The sequence below is a fragment of the Pseudomonas xantholysinigenes genome (genome assembly GCF_014268885.2).
GTDB lineage: Bacteria > Pseudomonadota > Gammaproteobacteria > Pseudomonadales > Pseudomonadaceae > Aquipseudomonas > Aquipseudomonas xantholysinigenes.
Genome location: NZ_CP077095.1, coordinates 4525588 through 4540511 on the forward strand (window position 1 = coordinate 4525588; position 14924 = coordinate 4540511).

Below are 14924 nucleotides of genomic sequence, written 5' to 3' on the forward strand. Positions count from 1 at the left end.
CATGTCACTGTTGCAGATCAACAACCTGAATGTGCGCTTCGGCGACGCCAATGCCGTACCCGTGGTCGACGGCCTGGAGCTCTCGGTGGACGCCGGCGAGATCCTCGCCATCGTCGGCGAGTCGGGCTCTGGCAAGTCGGTCACCATGATGGCCCTGATGGGCCTGATCGACGCCCCCGGGCGCATCACCGCCGATGTGCTCAATTTCGACGGCATCGACATGCTCAAGCTCAGCGGCCGGCAACGACGCAAAGTGGTGGGCAAGGACATCGCCATGGTCTTCCAGGACCCGATGACCGCGCTCAACCCCAGCTATACCGTGGGCTACCAGATCGAGGAAGTGCTGCGCCAGCACCTCGGGCTGAAGGGCAAGGCCGCGCGCCAGCGCGCCCTGGAGCTGCTGAAGAAGGTCGAGATTCCGGCCGCCGAAAGCCGCCTGGACGCCTACCCGCACCAGCTGTCCGGCGGCATGAGCCAGCGCGTGGCGATTGCCATGGCCATCGCCGGCGAGCCGAAGCTGCTGATCGCCGACGAACCGACCACCGCGCTGGATGTGACCATCCAGGCGCAGATCATGGAACTGCTGGTCAACCTGCAGAAGGAGCGCAACATGGCGCTCATCCTGATCACCCACGACCTGGCGGTGGTCGCCGAAACCGCCAAGCGGGTGTGCGTGATGTACGCCGGCCAAGCGGTCGAGGTCGGCCAGGTACCAGAGCTGTTCGACATCCCTGCCCACCCGTACAGCGAAGCACTGCTGGCGGCAATCCCCGAGCACAGCATCGGCGCCGAGCGCCTGGCCACCCTGCCCGGCATCGTTCCTGGCCGCTATGACCGCCCACAGGGCTGCCTGCTGTCGCCGCGCTGCCCCTATGTCCAGGAAAACTGCCGCCGGCAGCGCCCGGCCCTCGATCCCCAGGCCCATAGCCTGGTGCGTTGCTTCTATCCGCTGAACCAGGAGGTGGCGTGATGGCCGTCGTACTTTCCGCCCGCGAGCTGACCCGCCACTACGAAGTCTCCCGCGGCTTGTTCAAGGGCCACGCCCTGGTGCGCGCGCTCAACGGCGTGTCGTTCGAGCTGGAGGCCGGCAAGACCCTGGCCGTGGTCGGCGAGTCGGGTTGTGGCAAGTCCACCCTGGCCCGTGCGTTGACCCTGATCGAGGAACCGTCTTCCGGCTCGCTGCAGATCGCCGGCCATGAGGTCAAGGGCGCCAGTAAGGACCAGCGCAAGCAACTGCGCCGCGACGTGCAGATGGTGTTCCAGAGCCCGTATGCCTCGCTCAACCCTCGGCAGAAGATCGGTGACCAGCTGGCCGAGCCGCTGCTGATCAACACCTCGCTGAGCAAGGCCGAGCGCCGCGAAAAAGTGCAGAAGATGATGGAGCAGGTGGGCCTGCGCCCCGAGCACTACCAGCGCTATCCGCACATGTTCTCTGGCGGGCAGCGCCAGCGGATCGCCCTGGCCCGGGCGATGATGCTGCAACCCAAGGTGCTGGTGGCGGACGAACCGACCTCGGCGCTGGATGTGTCGATCCAGGCCCAGGTGCTGAACCTGTTCATGGACCTGCAGAAGGAATTCAACACCGCCTACGTGTTCATCTCCCACAACCTGGCGGTGGTACGCCATGTGGCGGACCAGGTGCTGGTGATGTACCTGGGACGGCCGGCGGAAATGGGGCCGAAGGAGGATATCTACGAGAAGCCTCTGCATCCGTACACCCAAGCGCTGCTGTCGGCGACCCCGGCGATCCACCCGGACCCGCTGAAGCCGAAGATCCGCATTGCCGGTGAATTGCCCAACCCGCTGAATCCGCCGGATGGCTGCGCGTTCCACAAGCGTTGCCCGCATGCCACCGAGCGCTGTGCCAAGGAAGTGCCGGCGTTGCGGCAGGTGAGCACGCGGCAGGTGGCTTGCCACTATGCCGAGCAATTTCTTTAGCCTTTAGAAAGCCGGGGCCGCCCTGCGGCCCCGGGGATCTCAATGCATAAAGAACCAGATCAGGATGATCACCGGAATCGGCACTCCAATCATCCACAGCAGTATCGAGCGCATGGCCGTTCTCCTCGTTCGGTGTTGAACAAAAGAGGTGCAGCCCCCATGCCAGCTGTATCAAAAAATTACATACATACGAATCAAGCCCTTAGCCGGTAACCGCTCAGGAAAACCGTGCAAAATGCCGGGTCCACGTCCTTGCACCTGGGTTTTCTGCAATGCACTATCGAACCCATGACCGCCACTCCCCTCCCAGACGGCCCCGGGCAAACCCCGCTCACCGCCGACACCGTCATGCGCTACCACCTGTGCTGGAAGCATCGCGACCTCGACGGGGTAATGGCGCTGTACCATCCGCACATCCAGTACCACGACTTCTTCCAGAACCGCGTGCTCGGCTTCGACGAGCTGCGCGACTACGTGCGCGCCTGCCTGCCCCATGAGGCCGGCGAGGACATTGTCCACAGCGACCGCATCCGCGTTGATGGCTGCACCGCGTTCATCCAGTACCAGGTCACGGTACAGGGCGGGGATGGCCTGGTGGCGTTCCAATCCAGCGAGGCGATCACGGTCAAGGACGGGCTGATCTGGCGGGTCAACGAGTACGCCACCCTGGTACGCCAGGGCGGCAACGCCAGCCTGCCGGGCGGCCCACGCCCGGCCACCAGCCGCCTGGGCCTGTCGCCACGGCAACTGTCGACCATGGCCCAGGACCTGGAGCATTACTTCCAGGCCCAACACCCCTATCTCGACCCGGAACTCGACCTGCAGCAGGTCGCCGACGCCAGCGGCTACAGCCGCAACCAGATCTCCTACCTGCTCAACCAGGTGCTCGGCCAGAGCTTTTACCGCTACGTCAACCAGGCCCGCCTGCAACACCTGATGGCCAGCCTGGGTGATGAAAGCCTGCGTACGCCGATCGACGAACTGGCATTCAACGCCGGCTTCAACTCGCTGTCGGCCTTCTACAAGTGCTTCCGCGAACACACCGGCCTGTCACCCAAGGCCTATCTCAAGCAAATTTCCCTGCGTGCACGCACGTAAGACAGCCCTGCCAGCGCTTCACTAGGATCGCCCACAGACCCAAGTGGATGTGGAGCCCGACCCGATGCAACCCCTGCGCACGATCAGCCTGTGGATGGACCAGCTCGACGAGCCGCTATGCGCGCGCCCAGCCCTGCGCCAGGACCTGGATGTCGATGTGTGCATCATCGGCGCCGGCTACACCGGCCTGTGGACCGCCTATTACCTCAAGCGCCAGGCGCCCCAGCTGAACATCGCGGTGATCGAGGCCAACATTGCCGGTTTCGGCGCCTCCGGGCGCAACGGCGGCTGGCTGATGGGCAATTTGCTCGGCGAGGACCGCCTGCTCGCCACCCTCTCGCCGCAGCAACGGCGTGAAAGCATCGACCTGCTGCATGGCATCCCCGACGAGGTCCATGAGGTGCTGCTGCGTGAAGGCATCGCCTGCGACTACCGCAAGGGCGGCGTGCTGTATTGCGCCGCGCGCTACCCGGAACAGGAGCGCAGCCTGCGCGCCTGGCTCGATGACCTCTATCGACTGGGCATGACCGAGGACGACTATCGCTGGCTGCGTCCCGAACAGCTGGAGGCCCAGCTGAAGATCAGCACGCCCTATGGCGCCATCTTCAATCCGCATGTCGCCACGATCCAGCCGGCCAAACTGGTACGCGGCCTGGCGCGAGCGGTCGAGGCCATGGGCGTGCCAATCTACGAAAACACCCCGGCCATCGACTGGCAGGCCGGTGAAGTGCGCACCCCACTGGCGCGCATCCGCAGCCACTGGGTGGTGCCCGCCGTCGAAGGCTATGCCGCCAGCCTGCCACCACTTGGGCGGCACCAGTTGCCGGTGCAGAGCCTGCTGGTGGCCACCGAGCCCTTGCCGGAATCGACCTGGGAACAGATCGGCCTGAGCCAGGGCCAGGCCTTCAGCGAGAGCAGCCGCCAGGTCACCTACGGCCAGCGCAGCGCCGATAATCGCCTGGTGTTCGGCGCGCGCGGCGGTTATCGCTTTGGCGGTCGCTTGCGCGAGGACTTCACCCTCACCGGCAACGAAGTCGAATTGCGTCGCTACCTGTTCGGCGAACTGTTCCCGCAGCTCAAGCACGTGCGCATCACCCACTCATGGGGTGGCAACCTGGGCATGGCCCGGCGCTTTCGCCCGCACATGTTGTGCGACCGCCAACGCGGCATCGCCCTGTCCGGCGGCTACGGCGGCGAAGGTGTCGGCGCCAGCAACCTGGGTGGACGCACCTTGGCGGCGTTGATTCTCGGCCAGCACAACGCCCTGACCGCCCAGCCCTGGGTACACGACAACCGCCCGCTGTCGAGCCTGGCCAGCTGGCCGCCCGAGCCCTGCCGCTGGCTGGGCTACAACGCGATCATCCAGAGTTTCGTCCACGAGGACCGGACCCTCGCCAACCCGGCCAGCGCCCTGTGGCAGCGGCGCCTGGCCAGTGGGTTGGCCGACTTCATGGAAGGCTTCATGCACTGACTTCCCTTCATCACCACACAGGATCCACCGGCCATGAGCATCACCCAGTTCAAGCGCACCGACAGTGCCATCCTGGACAGTTCCAACCCGGTCGCCGTACCGCTCGGCGAACCGGTCGCGGTCACCTCGGTCACTTGCGTCGAACGCAGTGACGGCGTCGAGACCGGCATATGGGAATGCACCCCCGGGCGCTGGCGACGGCAGATCGTGCAACAGGAGTTCTGCCATTTCATCAAGGGCCGCTGCACCTTCACCCCAGACGGTGGCGAACCGCTACTCATAGAAGCCGGAGATGCCCTGATGCTACCGGCCAACAGCCTCGGCACCTGGGATATCCAGGAGACCGTGCGCAAGACCTACGTCCTGATTTTCTGATCCGCTGATCGCCTGCCTTCGATAACAACAGACAAAGCAAGGTAACCCCGACATGCGCACCTACCTTCTCGCCCCCTTGATGCTGGCCGCAAGCGTTGCCAGCGCCGCCGACTCGGTGAAGATCTACAACTGGTCGAGCTACATCGCCCCCGACACCTTGAAGCAGTTCCAGCAGGCCACCGGCATCGTGCCCACCTACGATGTGTTCGACAGCAACGAAACCCTCGACGGCAAGCTGATGACCGGCAACTCAGGCTATGACGTGGTGTTTCCGTCCAACCACTTCATGGCCCGGCAGATCCAGGGCAAGGCCCTGAAGAAACTGGACAAGTCGCAGCTGCCGAACTGGAAGAACCTCAACCCCGTGTTGCTCAAGGCGCTGGAGGTGAACGACCCAGGCAACCAGTACGGTTTCCCCTACCTGTGGGGCAGCACCGGCATCGGCTACAACATCGACAAGGTCAAGGCGGTGCTCGGCGACCATGCGCCCGTCGATTCGTGGGACCTGTTCTTCAAGCCCGAGTACCTGTCCAAGCTCAAGGGCTGCGGCGTGGCGGTGCTCGACAATGGCCCCGAACTGCTGCCGATCGCCCTGCACTACCTGGGCCTGCCGCACCACAGCCAGAACCCGGCGGACTACGACAAGGCCAAAGCGTTGCTGATGAAGGTGCGCCCGTACATCAGCTACTTCCACTCCTCGAAGTACACCGGCGACCTGGCCAATGGCGATGTGTGCCTGGTGGTGGGCTTCTCGGGCGATGTGCTGCAGGCGAAGAACCGTGCCGAAGAGGCGAACAACGGCGTGAAGGTGGGTTATTCGATCCCGAAGGAAGGTGCGCCGATGTGGTTCGACATGGTTGCCATGCCCGCCGATGCGCCCAACGAGAAAGCTGGGTACGCGTACATGAACTATCTGCTGCAGCCCGAGGTGATGGCGAACATCAGCAACTTCGTGCAGTACGCCAATGGCAACCAGCAGGCAGACGCCCTGGTCGACCCGGCGCTGAAGGGCAACACGATGATCTACCCGAGCGCGGATGTGATGGACAAGCTGTATGCGCTGGAGGCGATGCCGGCGAAGATCGACCGGATCAGGACGCGGATCTGGACCAGCATAAAAGCAGGCAACTGACATTCGTCAGTTGCAAAGCCTCAAGCTGCAAGCGGCAAGAAAAAAGCGGGCCAATGCGAACCCGCTTTTTCTTGTAGCTTGCAGCTTGAAACTTGTTACTGCTGTCAGTGATGCTCGCGGGTCGCGCGGAACTTGATGTCCGGCCAGCGCTCTTCCATCAACGACAGGTTGACCCGGGTCGGCGCCAGGTAGGTCAGGTGACCGCCACCGTCGATGGCCAGGTTCTCCATGGCCTTGTTCTGGAATTCCTCGAGCTTCTTCTTGTCGTCGCAGGCAATCCAACGCGCCGACCAGACGGTGATCGGCTCATAGGCGCACTCGACCTTGTACTCTTCCTTCAGGCGGCTGGCGACCACGTCGAACTGCAGCACACCGACCGCACCGAGGATGATGTCGTTGCTGCGTTCGGGGAAGAACACCTGGGTCGCGCCCTCTTCGGCCAGCTGTTGCAGGCCCTGGCGCAGTTGCTTGGATTTCAGCGGGTCCTTCAGGCGCACGCGACGGAACAGCTCCGGGGCGAAGTGCGGGATGCCGGTGAAGCCCAGCGCCTCGCCTTCGGTGAAGGTGTCGCCGATCTGGATAGTGCCATGGTTGTGCAGGCCGATGATGTCGCCGGCGAAGGCTTCTTCGAGCTGTTCACGCTCGGAGGAGAAGAACGTCAGCGCGTCGCCGATGCGCAGGTCCTTGTTCAGGCGCACATGGCGCATCTTCATGCCTTTCTCGTACTTGCCCGAGCAGATGCGCATGAAGGCGATGCGGTCGCGGTGTTTCGGGTCCATGTTCGCCTGGATCTTGAACACGAAGCCGGTGAACTTCTCTTCCACCGGTTCCACGGTCCGCTCGTGGGCGACCCGGCCCAGCGGGCGCGGTGCCCAGTCGACGACCGCGTCGAGTACATGGTCGACACCGAAGTTGCCCAGGGCAGTACCGAAGAACACCGGGGTCAGCTGGCCGTTGATGAACTCGTCCTGGTCGAACTCATGGCAGGCGCCCTGCACCAGCTCCAGCTGTTCGACGAAGCTGTCGTACTGGTCGCCCAGGTGCGCGCGGGCCTCGTCGGAATCCAGCTTCTGGATGATCTTGGCCTCGGTGCGCTCGTGGCCGTGGCCCGGGGTGTAGACGATGATGTAGTCGCCGGTGAGGTGGTACACGCCCTTGAAGTCGCGGTAGCACCCGATTGGCCAGGTGATCGGCGCGGCCTTGATCTTCAACACCGCCTCGATTTCGTCGAGCAGTTCGATCGGGTCGCGGATGTCACGGTCGAGTTTGTTGATGAAGCTGACGATTGGTGTGTCACGCAGGCGGCACACGTCCATCAGGGCGATGGTCCGTGGCTCTACACCTTTACCGCCGTCGAGCACCATCAGCGCCGAGTCCACCGCGGTCAGGGTGCGGTAGGTGTCTTCCGAGAAGTCCTCGTGGCCGGGGGTGTCGAGCAGGTTGATCATGTGCTCGCGGTAGGGGAACTGCATCACCGAGGTGGTGATGGAGATGCCGCGCTGCTTCTCCATTTCCATCCAGTCGGAGGTCGCGTGGCGGTCGGACTTGCGCGACTTCACGGTCCCCGCGACGGAGATCGCCTTGCCCATCAGCAGGAGCTTCTCGGTGATGGTGGTCTTACCGGCGTCGGGGTGGGAAATGATTGCGAAAGTGCGGCGCTTCGCGACTTCGGCGGCCTGGTTGGTCATGGGAAATCGCCTGACTGGGGATTCAAAAAGGGGCGATATCATACCTGAAGTCGGGCGACAGGCCAAAACAAGCCCCAACGGCTCGACCCAGTTCGCCCCTGCCGCATTGCTTAACCATCGATATGCGAATCGCCAGCAAGCCCCTCGATGGTTATCGGGGCTCGGCCAGGCAGATGAGCGACCAGCTCCAATCTTGCGCCCATGGCTTCCAGATAGTCACGCAACGTAGAGATCAACATATCGCTACGGTTCTCAAACCTGGAAACATTGCCCTGACGAACGTCCAGGCGCTCGGCCATGCTTTCCTGGGTGATCTCGAGTTGTTTACGCAAGGCCTGAAGCGTCATTTCCTCACGAATCAGTTCGCGACCACGCTCTTCGATTCTGGCCCTGCGCTCAGGCGTCAGCTCGCTCATCACGTCTTCAAGCGTCTTGTACATTTTTCAACCTCTGGACAAATGTCGATCAAACCGTTCATCGGCACGGGTAATCAGGTTTCCATAAAATCTGCGCTCACTGATGCCAGCCTTGTCTCCCGCGACGAGCAACAATGCAGCGCGCGAACGGTCGAAAGCGAATGCGACTCGCCATACCCCACCATCTGCGTTGAACCTCAACTCTTTCATGTTCGAATGCCTCGAGCCCTTCAGCGTGTCCACATGTGGACGACCCAATGCGGGGCCAAAATGCTTGAGCAGATGAAGCTGAGCCAGCAATTCATCCTGGACTACCTTGGTCAGCGCTTGCAGTTCAGCGCTGAACTCTCGGCACATTCCAATTGACCACCGCATTAAAATACCTCTAAGGGAATATTCCCTCAAGCGCATACCAAGATGATTCGAGAAGAAATTCTGAACATCTGTGAAACGCCTCGATAGCAGGTACTTCAACGCCTCAACGTAATATCTACGCTTGTTTTTCGCGTGAAAATTCCTACAGCCCAGTGATTAGCACTGGCCAAATGCCGCGCCAGATGGGAACCTTTACCCCCACGGAGACGTCCACTCCCCTGCAACCCGCTTCGGTTCAGGGCTGGTTTCACCTGCTTCACGAGCCCGACGGGGTTCGGCTCATGGCCTGATGCCGCGCATCGGGCTGCTACTCGCGATCACGCTGCCCGCCGCCAGGAATGGCCGGCCGCACGGGGGTGTGATCGCCGACTATAAAAAAGGAGTCCGCCTGTGGCTGCACGCTACGGAAAAGGGCTGATGGGATGGGCCGCCGTGCTCGTCATCCTGGCCCTGCTGGTCCACTGGATCGGCATCGACACGATCGCCCGCTATCGCGACGATCTTGGGTTCTACCTGCAAGCGCACCTGGTTCTGGTGCTGGCTTCGATGGCGGCGGCGTTGGCCGTGGGCATCCCTGCCGGCATTGCCTTGAGTCGACCGCACAGGGTCGACAAAGCCGAACGCTTCATGCAGTTTTTCAACGTAGGCAACACCATCCCTCCCCTGGCCGTCCTGGCCATCGCCCTGAGTATCCTGGGCATCGGCGCCGGCCCTGCGATCTTCGCGCTGTTCCTCGCCTCCCTGCTGCCCATCGTGCGCAACACCTACGAAGGCCTGAAAAACGTCCCCGCCTCGCTCAAGGAAGCCGCCACCGGTATCGGCATGACCCCGCGCCAGCAGTTGTGGCAAGTGGAGCTGCCCAATGCCATGCCGATCATTGTCGGCGGCGTGCGCGTGGCCCTGGCGCTGAACGTCGGCACCGCGCCCCTGGCGTTCCTGATCGGCGCCAACAGCCTGGGCAGCCTGATCTTCCCCGGCATCGCCCTGAACAACCAGCCGCAGCTGTTGCTGGGTGCCGCGTGCACCGCGCTGCTGGCCCTGGCGCTCGACGCGCTGGTGAGTGTCGCCAGCAAGCGCTGGCTGGAAGCTGGCCTGGCCCGATAACAAGAGGCAAACGATGAAGAAGACAATCGCCTTGCTCCTGGGCGCGGCCCTGCTTTGCGCAGGCTTAGCCCAGGCCATGGAAAAACCGCTGATCCGCATCGGCGCCCGGGTGTTCACCGAACAGACCGTGCTCGCCGAAATCACCGCCCAGTACCTGCGCGCCAACGGCTTCGAGGTGCGGGTCACCTCCGGCCTTGGCAGCAATATCGCCCGCCAGGCCCAGGAAACCGGCCAGCTCGACCTGATGTGGGAATACACCGGGGTCTCGCTGGTGTCGTACAACCATGTCGACGAGCGCATGCCCAATGCCGCGGCCACCTACGCCCGGGTCAAGGCACTGGATGCGCAGAAGGGCCTGGTCTGGCTGACACCGTCACGGTTCAGCAACACCTACGCCCTGGGCCTGCCCAAGGCGGTCGCCACGGCCTATCCGCAGATCAACTCGATCAGCGACCTCAACCAGGTGCTGCATGACGAGCAGCAGCGCAAGCACCTGGTCGCGCTGGACACCGAGTTCGCCAATCGTCCCGATGGCCTGGTCGGCCTGCGTGAGCTGTACGGCCTGCCGCTGGATCGGCGCAATATCCGCCAGATGGACGGCGGCCTGGTGTACACCGCGATGCGCAATAACCAGGTGTTCGCCGGGTTGGTGTACACCACCGACGGCCGCCTGGACGCCTTCGACCTCAAGCTGCTGGACGACGACAAGCACTACTTCCCCGACTACACCGCCGCCCCCGTGCTGCGCCAGGCGGTACTCGACGCTCATCCGCAACTGGCCGACCTGCTCAAGCCGCTGGCCGAACGACTGGACGACCAGACCATGCGCCAGCTCAACGCCAAGGTCGATGTCGAGCACCAGAGCCCGGCGGTCGTGGCCGCCACCTTCCTGCGTGAGCATCCACTCGGCGAGGTACAGCCATGAACCTGCTCGACACCTTCGCCCACCTCGACTGGGCCCAGGTCCTGCAACTGACTGGGCAGCACATCACCCTGGTCGGCGTCGCCGTGGGCCTGGCCATCGTCGTCGGCGTGCCGCTAGGCATCCTGATGACTCGCTTCCCGGTGTTCGCCGGCCCCCTGCAGGCCAGCGCCACCGTGCTGCTGACCATTCCATCCATCGCCCTGTTCGGCCTGCTGCTGCCGTTCTATTCCAAGTTCGGCCAAGGCCTAGGCCCACTGCCGGCGATCACCGCGGTGTTCCTCTATTCGCTGCTGCCGATCCTGCGCAACACCTACCTGGCCCTGACCAACGTCGAACCCGGCATACGCGAGGCTGCCCGAGGCATCGGCATGACCTTCGGCCAGCGCCTGCGCATGGTCGAGCTGCCCATCGCCGTGCCGGTGATCCTCGCCGGGGTGCGCACCGCCGTGGTGATGAACATCGGTGTGATGACCATCGCCGCCACCATCGGCGCCGGTGGCCTCGGCGTGCTGATCCTCACCGCCATCAGCCGCAGCGACATGTCGATGCTGCTGGTCGGCGCCGTGCTGGTCAGCCTGCTGGCGATCATCGCCGACCTGCTGCTGCAAATCCTGCAACGTGCCCTGACTCCGGAAGGACTGCGCTCATGATCGAATTGAAGAACCTCAGCAAGACCTTCAACGTCAACGGCAAGGACGTCAAAGCCGTTGACTCGGTAAGCCTCACCGTCAATGAAGGCGAAATCTGCGTGTTCCTCGGCCCCTCGGGCTGCGGCAAGAGCACCACGCTGAAGATGATCAACCGGCTGATCACCCCGACCTCGGGCCAGGTGTTCATCAATGGCGAGGACACCAGCGGCCTGGACGAAGTCACCCTGCGTCGGCACATCGGCTATGTGATCCAGCAGATCGGCCTGTTCCCCAACATGACCATCGAAGAGAACATCACCGTGGTCCCGCGCCTGCTGGGCTGGGACAAGCAGCGCTGCCACGAGCGCGCCCGCGAGCTGATGAGCATGATCAAGCTCGAGCCCAAGCAATACCTGCAGCGCTACCCTCGCGAGTTGTCCGGGGGCCAGCAGCAGCGGATCGGCGTGATCCGCGCACTCGCGGCAGAAGCACCGCTGCTGTTGATGGACGAACCCTTCGGCGCCGTCGACCCGATCAACCGCGAGATGATCCAGAACGAATTCTTCGAGATGCAGCGGGCCCTGAACAAGACCGTGATCATGGTCAGCCACGACATCGACGAAGCGATCAAGCTCGGCGACAAGATCGCCATCTTCCGCGCCGGCAAGCTGCTGCAGCTCGACCATCCCGATACCCTGCTGGCACATCCGGTGGACGACTTCGTCAGCAATTTCGTTGGCCAGGACAGCACGCTCAAACGCCTGCTGTTGGTACGTGCCGAGGACGCCGCCGACAACGCGCCATCGGTGAGCCCGGAAACGCCGGTGAGCGACGCGCTGGAACTGCTGGACGAGCATGACCGGCGCTACGTGGTGGTCACCGATGGGCAGAACAAGGCGCTGGGCTATGTGCGTCGGCGCGACATGCACCGCCAGCAGGGGACGTGCGGGGATTTCCTGCGGCCGTTCAATGCCACGGCGGCGCATGACGAGCATCTGCGCATCCTGCTGTCACGGATGTACGAGTTCAACCGCGCATGGTTGCCGGTGCTGGATGGTGAGCAGGTGTTCCTGGGGGAGGTGACGCAGGAGTCGATTGCGGCCTACCTGAGCTCGGGCAGATCGCGGGGGGCCAAGACCAGTATTGTGTCGCCAGCCGAGGCAGTGACCTCCTGATAGAAAGCCGGGGGCGCTGTGCGCCCCTTTCGCGGCACAAGGCCGCTCCTACAGAGGAATGCGATCTCCTGTAGGAGCGGCCTTGTGCCGCGAAAGGACCGCAAAGCGGTCCCATTCAGAACCCTACACTGGCCTGCACATAGAACGTGCGCGGCTCACCCACATAGATGCCAGCGTTGTTGTCGCTGGAACGGGTGAAATACTGCTTGTCGAACAGGTTCTTCACCCCGGCGGCCAGCTTCAGGTTCGACAGCTGCGGCCCGAAGTCATACCCGCCGCGGGCATGCCAGGTCACGTACCCCGGAATATCGCCATACTGCCCGTCGGCACTCGGCTCGGTGATGTAGTTGCCATTGAAGCTGCCATTGGCGTTCATCCCGGTACCCGGCGCGCGCTGCTTGGATTGGGCGTAGGCGTCGAGGTTCCAGGTCCAGCGGTTGACGGCGTAACGCAGCCCAGCAGTGGCCACCTGGCGCGAGTAGAACGGCAGGTCGCGGCCCTTGAAGCCGGGAATCTCCCCTTCATAGGTGGCGCGGGTGTAGGTGTAGCCACCATTGACCGACAGCCCTTCCAGGCGTGGATCGAGCCCAGCCAGGTCGTAGCGCACCGAGGCCTCGAGGCCCTGGTGCTTGGTCGCCCCCAGGTTGGTCCAGCCGACATCGTTGCTGATGTACTGCAGTTCGTCGTCGAAGTCGATGTAGAACGCGGTCAACTCGCCCGCCCAATGGCCGTTGTCATAGCGGGTGCCGATCTCGTAGGTCTTGGCCTTCTCCGGCTCCAGGCCGTTGGCGGTGCTGTCGCCAACGCCTCCCTGGCCGAGCTGGAAGTACTGCAGGCTGCCGAACGAGGTCTCGTAGTTGGCGAACAGCTTCCAGGCGTCGGACAGGTGGTACATCACGCTCAGTGCCGGCAGCGGCTCGTTGCTGGTGATGCTGCGGTTCTTCTCCGGCACCGTGCGGTAGTTGGCATCCGGCACCGGGCGGTCGCGCCAGTCGGTGTTGATGTGCTCGAAGCGAATGCCCGGGGTGATGGTCCAATTGCCCACATCGATCTTGTCATCGATGTAGTAGGCGCTGGCCTCGGTGCCGCCGCTGCGGTCCTGGAACACGTGGCCGTCGGAAGTCGGGGTCACGGTGGGCACGTTGTCGATCAAGGCCAGGCGGCTGGACTGCTCTCGCATCGCTTCTTTCAGGTAGCGATAGCCGACGCTGACTTCCTGGGTGGTCGGGCCGACGAAGAAGATCCGCGACAGCCGCGGCTCGATGGCGAAGGTGTGGTAGTTGCGCGGGTAGAACGACAGGGTCTTCATGTCGCGGGCGGCGATGGCGCTGCCGCGGAAGCTGTCGGTGTAGTAGGTCAGCACCTCGAACTGGGTGGCGTCGTCGATCTGGCGCAGCCACTTGAACGACACATCCTTGCGTCGGCCGCTGAAGTAGTCGTAGTCGCGCAGCGACTGGTAAGGATTGTGGTCGTACTGGGCCTGGGTCAGGCCGCCAGGCATGTCGGCGCGCCCGTCGTAATAGTGGAAGTTGAGCCAGAACTCGTCGACGTCGGTCGGCGCCCAGTGGGTCTTGAGCATCACATCGTCGATGTCGTTGCCGTTGTTGCGCTCACGGTAGCCATTGCCGTTGACCCCGGTATACAGCAAGGCCACGCCCATGCCGTTGTCGGCGGTGCCACCGACGAAGGCCGACTCGGTGTGTTTCCAGCCACCATGACGCGAGGTTTCCATCGTGGTCGACAGCTCGCCGGTGGCCTTCTCGGGGATAGCTCGGGTGACGAAGTTGATCACCCCGCCGACGTTCTGCGGGCCATAGCGCACGGAGCCGGCGCCACGGACCACATCGATGCTGTCGAGGTTGCCCGAGGAGATCGGTGCCATCGACAGCTGTGGCTGGCCATAGGGTGCGAAGGCGGCCGGAATGCCATCGATCAGCACCGTGGAGCGCGGCGACAGGCGCGAGGTCAGGCCACGCACGCCAACGTTGAGTGACAGGTCGCTGCCACCGGTGCCGTTGGAGTCCTGCACCTGCACACCCGGTATGCCGCGCAGCACGTCGCGCACGTTCATCGCGCCCTGCTCCACCATGGCCTCGCGACGGATCACGGTACGCGCGCCGGGATGGTTCTGCACCACGCTCTGGTCGGCATCGCCGAGCCAGTCACCCACCACCTTGACGTCCGTGGGGGCCAGTTCCAGGCTGCCGCTGGTCATGGTCCCGGCACTTGCGGCCGGCTTGACCACCACGGTGTCGGCGGACTGCTCGAAGGTCAATCCGCTGCCCTGCAGCAGTTGTTGCAAGGCCTGCTCCGGCGCCAGGTCGCCGGACACCGCCGGGGCCTGCTTGCCGGCCACCAGTTCCGGGCTGAAGAACAGTTGCAGGTTGGACTGCTGGCCCAGTTGCTTCAAGGCACTGCCCAGAGGCTGGGCCGGGATCTGCAGGGTATCGGCGTAGCTGTGACCAGCGGCGACACTGACCGCCAGGGCCAGCGCCATTCGGCGCAGCGGGAGAAGGGGCTTATTGTTGTTCACGTCTTCGAGAGGTCCTGAGAGTCGGATAAACGCCAACTGCATGCAAATGTAAATGCTTGGCAGTT

General features: G+C 63.5%; 14 protein-coding genes. 10 read left to right on the plus strand and 4 right to left on the minus strand.

The genetic code is table 11. From position 1 onward, the window contains the following. Position 1: 1 nt before the first annotated feature. The 6 genes from HU772_RS20245 to HU772_RS20270 all read left to right on the plus strand — a co-directional run bounded on the left by HU772_RS20245 (position 2) and on the right by HU772_RS20270 (position 6014). A complete protein-coding gene (locus HU772_RS20245) occupies positions 2-970 on the plus strand; it encodes an ABC transporter ATP-binding protein (protein WP_028689621.1) in 969 nt (322 codons plus the stop codon). Next, the gene (locus HU772_RS20250) at positions 970-1938 is read left to right on the plus strand and encodes a peptide ABC transporter ATP-binding protein (RefSeq protein ID WP_186658691.1); all 969 of its coding nucleotides are present in this window, start codon (positions 970-972) and stop codon (positions 1936-1938) included. Before HU772_RS20245 ends, HU772_RS20250 begins: the two co-directional genes overlap by 1 nt. Positions 1939-2226: 288 nt before the next feature. Then, positions 2227-3036 (plus strand): AraC family transcriptional regulator, encoded by an 810-nt coding sequence (locus HU772_RS20255; RefSeq protein ID WP_186658694.1) that lies wholly within the window; start codon positions 2227-2229, stop codon positions 3034-3036. Between the two features lie 64 nt (positions 3037-3100). Beyond that, entirely contained in the window at positions 3101-4507 is a 1407-nt protein-coding gene (locus HU772_RS20260; protein ID WP_186658697.1) for an NAD(P)/FAD-dependent oxidoreductase, read from the plus strand. A gap of 33 nt (positions 4508-4540) precedes the next feature. Beyond that, positions 4541-4882: a cupin domain-containing protein gene (locus HU772_RS20265; RefSeq protein ID WP_186658700.1), complete on the plus strand. Its 342-nt coding sequence runs from the start codon at positions 4541-4543 to the stop codon at positions 4880-4882. 52 nt (positions 4883-4934) lie between these two features. Next, positions 4935-6014: a polyamine ABC transporter substrate-binding protein gene (locus tag HU772_RS20270; protein ID WP_186658703.1), complete on the plus strand. Its 1080-nt coding sequence runs from the start codon at positions 4935-4937 to the stop codon at positions 6012-6014. Positions 6015-6118: 104 nt separating this feature from the next. Here the strand turns inward: HU772_RS20270 and HU772_RS20275 are convergent, their stop codons facing one another. The 3 genes from HU772_RS20275 to HU772_RS20285 all read right to left on the minus strand — a co-directional run bounded on the left by HU772_RS20275 (position 6119) and on the right by HU772_RS20285 (position 8529). After that, positions 6119-7702: a peptide chain release factor 3 gene (locus HU772_RS20275; protein ID WP_166883726.1), complete on the minus strand. Its 1584-nt coding sequence runs from the start codon at positions 7700-7702 to the stop codon at positions 6119-6121. 110 nt (positions 7703-7812) lie between these two features. Beyond that, a complete protein-coding gene (locus tag HU772_RS20280) occupies positions 7813-8142 on the minus strand; it encodes a helix-turn-helix domain-containing protein (protein WP_186658705.1) in 330 nt (109 codons plus the stop codon). Between the two features lie 3 nt (positions 8143-8145). Continuing rightward, entirely contained in the window at positions 8146-8529 is a 384-nt protein-coding gene (locus HU772_RS20285; protein WP_367617150.1) for a type II toxin-antitoxin system RelE/ParE family toxin, read from the minus strand. Positions 8530-8910: 381 nt separating this feature from the next. Between HU772_RS20285 and HU772_RS20290 the strand changes: the two genes are divergently transcribed. Genes HU772_RS20290 through HU772_RS20305 form a run of 4 tightly spaced genes read left to right on the plus strand, consistent with a single transcriptional unit; the run spans position 8911 to position 12326 of the window. Further along, positions 8911-9597, plus strand: a complete 687-nt coding sequence (locus HU772_RS20290; protein WP_186659035.1) for an ABC transporter permease — start codon at positions 8911-8913, stop codon at positions 9595-9597. A gap of 13 nt (positions 9598-9610) precedes the next feature. After that, on the plus strand, positions 9611-10522 hold the full coding sequence (locus HU772_RS20295) for a glycine betaine ABC transporter substrate-binding protein (protein WP_186658708.1): 912 nt from the start codon (positions 9611-9613) through the stop codon (positions 10520-10522). Continuing rightward, entirely contained in the window at positions 10519-11172 is a 654-nt protein-coding gene (locus HU772_RS20300; protein WP_186658711.1) for an ABC transporter permease, read from the plus strand. The genes HU772_RS20295 and HU772_RS20300 overlap by 4 nt, the downstream gene beginning before the upstream one ends. Next, complete coding sequence (locus tag HU772_RS20305) at positions 11169-12326, plus strand: osmoprotectant ABC transporter ATP-binding protein OsmV (RefSeq protein ID WP_186658714.1); 1158 nt, start codon at positions 11169-11171, stop codon at positions 12324-12326. The genes HU772_RS20300 and HU772_RS20305 overlap by 4 nt, the downstream gene beginning before the upstream one ends. 115 nt (positions 12327-12441) lie before the next feature. Here HU772_RS20305 and HU772_RS20310 read toward each other — a convergent pair whose 3' ends face one another. Continuing rightward, entirely contained in the window at positions 12442-14859 is a 2418-nt protein-coding gene (locus HU772_RS20310) for a TonB-dependent siderophore receptor (protein WP_186658716.1), read from the minus strand. Positions 14860-14924: the final 65 nt, after the last annotated feature.

Excerpts from the sequence above, each read along its gene's own strand:
- HU772_RS20245 (WP_028689621.1), top strand. The coding sequence starts at position 2 with ATGTCACTGTTGCAGATCAACAACCTGAATGTGCGCTTCGGCGACGCC.
- HU772_RS20250 (WP_186658691.1), top strand. The coding sequence starts at position 970 with ATGGCCGTCGTACTTTCCGCCCGCGAGCTGACCCGCCACTACGAAGTC.
- HU772_RS20255 (WP_186658694.1), top strand. The coding sequence starts at position 2,227 with ATGACCGCCACTCCCCTCCCAGACGGCCCCGGGCAAACCCCGCTCACC.
- HU772_RS20260 (WP_186658697.1), top strand. The coding sequence starts at position 3,101 with ATGCAACCCCTGCGCACGATCAGCCTGTGGATGGACCAGCTCGACGAG.
- HU772_RS20265 (WP_186658700.1), top strand. The coding sequence starts at position 4,541 with ATGAGCATCACCCAGTTCAAGCGCACCGACAGTGCCATCCTGGACAGT.
- HU772_RS20270 (WP_186658703.1), top strand. The coding sequence starts at position 4,935 with ATGCGCACCTACCTTCTCGCCCCCTTGATGCTGGCCGCAAGCGTTGCC.
- HU772_RS20275 (WP_166883726.1), bottom strand. The coding sequence starts at position 7,702 with ATGACCAACCAGGCCGCCGAAGTCGCGAAGCGCCGCACTTTCGCAATC.
- HU772_RS20280 (WP_186658705.1), bottom strand. The coding sequence starts at position 8,142 with ATGTACAAGACGCTTGAAGACGTGATGAGCGAGCTGACGCCTGAGCGC.
- HU772_RS20285 (WP_367617150.1), bottom strand. The coding sequence starts at position 8,529 with ATGCGCTTGAGGGAATATTCCCTTAGAGGTATTTTAATGCGGTGGTCA.
- HU772_RS20290 (WP_186659035.1), top strand. The coding sequence starts at position 8,911 with ATGGGATGGGCCGCCGTGCTCGTCATCCTGGCCCTGCTGGTCCACTGG.
- HU772_RS20295 (WP_186658708.1), top strand. The coding sequence starts at position 9,611 with ATGAAGAAGACAATCGCCTTGCTCCTGGGCGCGGCCCTGCTTTGCGCA.
- HU772_RS20300 (WP_186658711.1), top strand. The coding sequence starts at position 10,519 with ATGAACCTGCTCGACACCTTCGCCCACCTCGACTGGGCCCAGGTCCTG.
- HU772_RS20305 (WP_186658714.1), top strand. The coding sequence starts at position 11,169 with ATGATCGAATTGAAGAACCTCAGCAAGACCTTCAACGTCAACGGCAAG.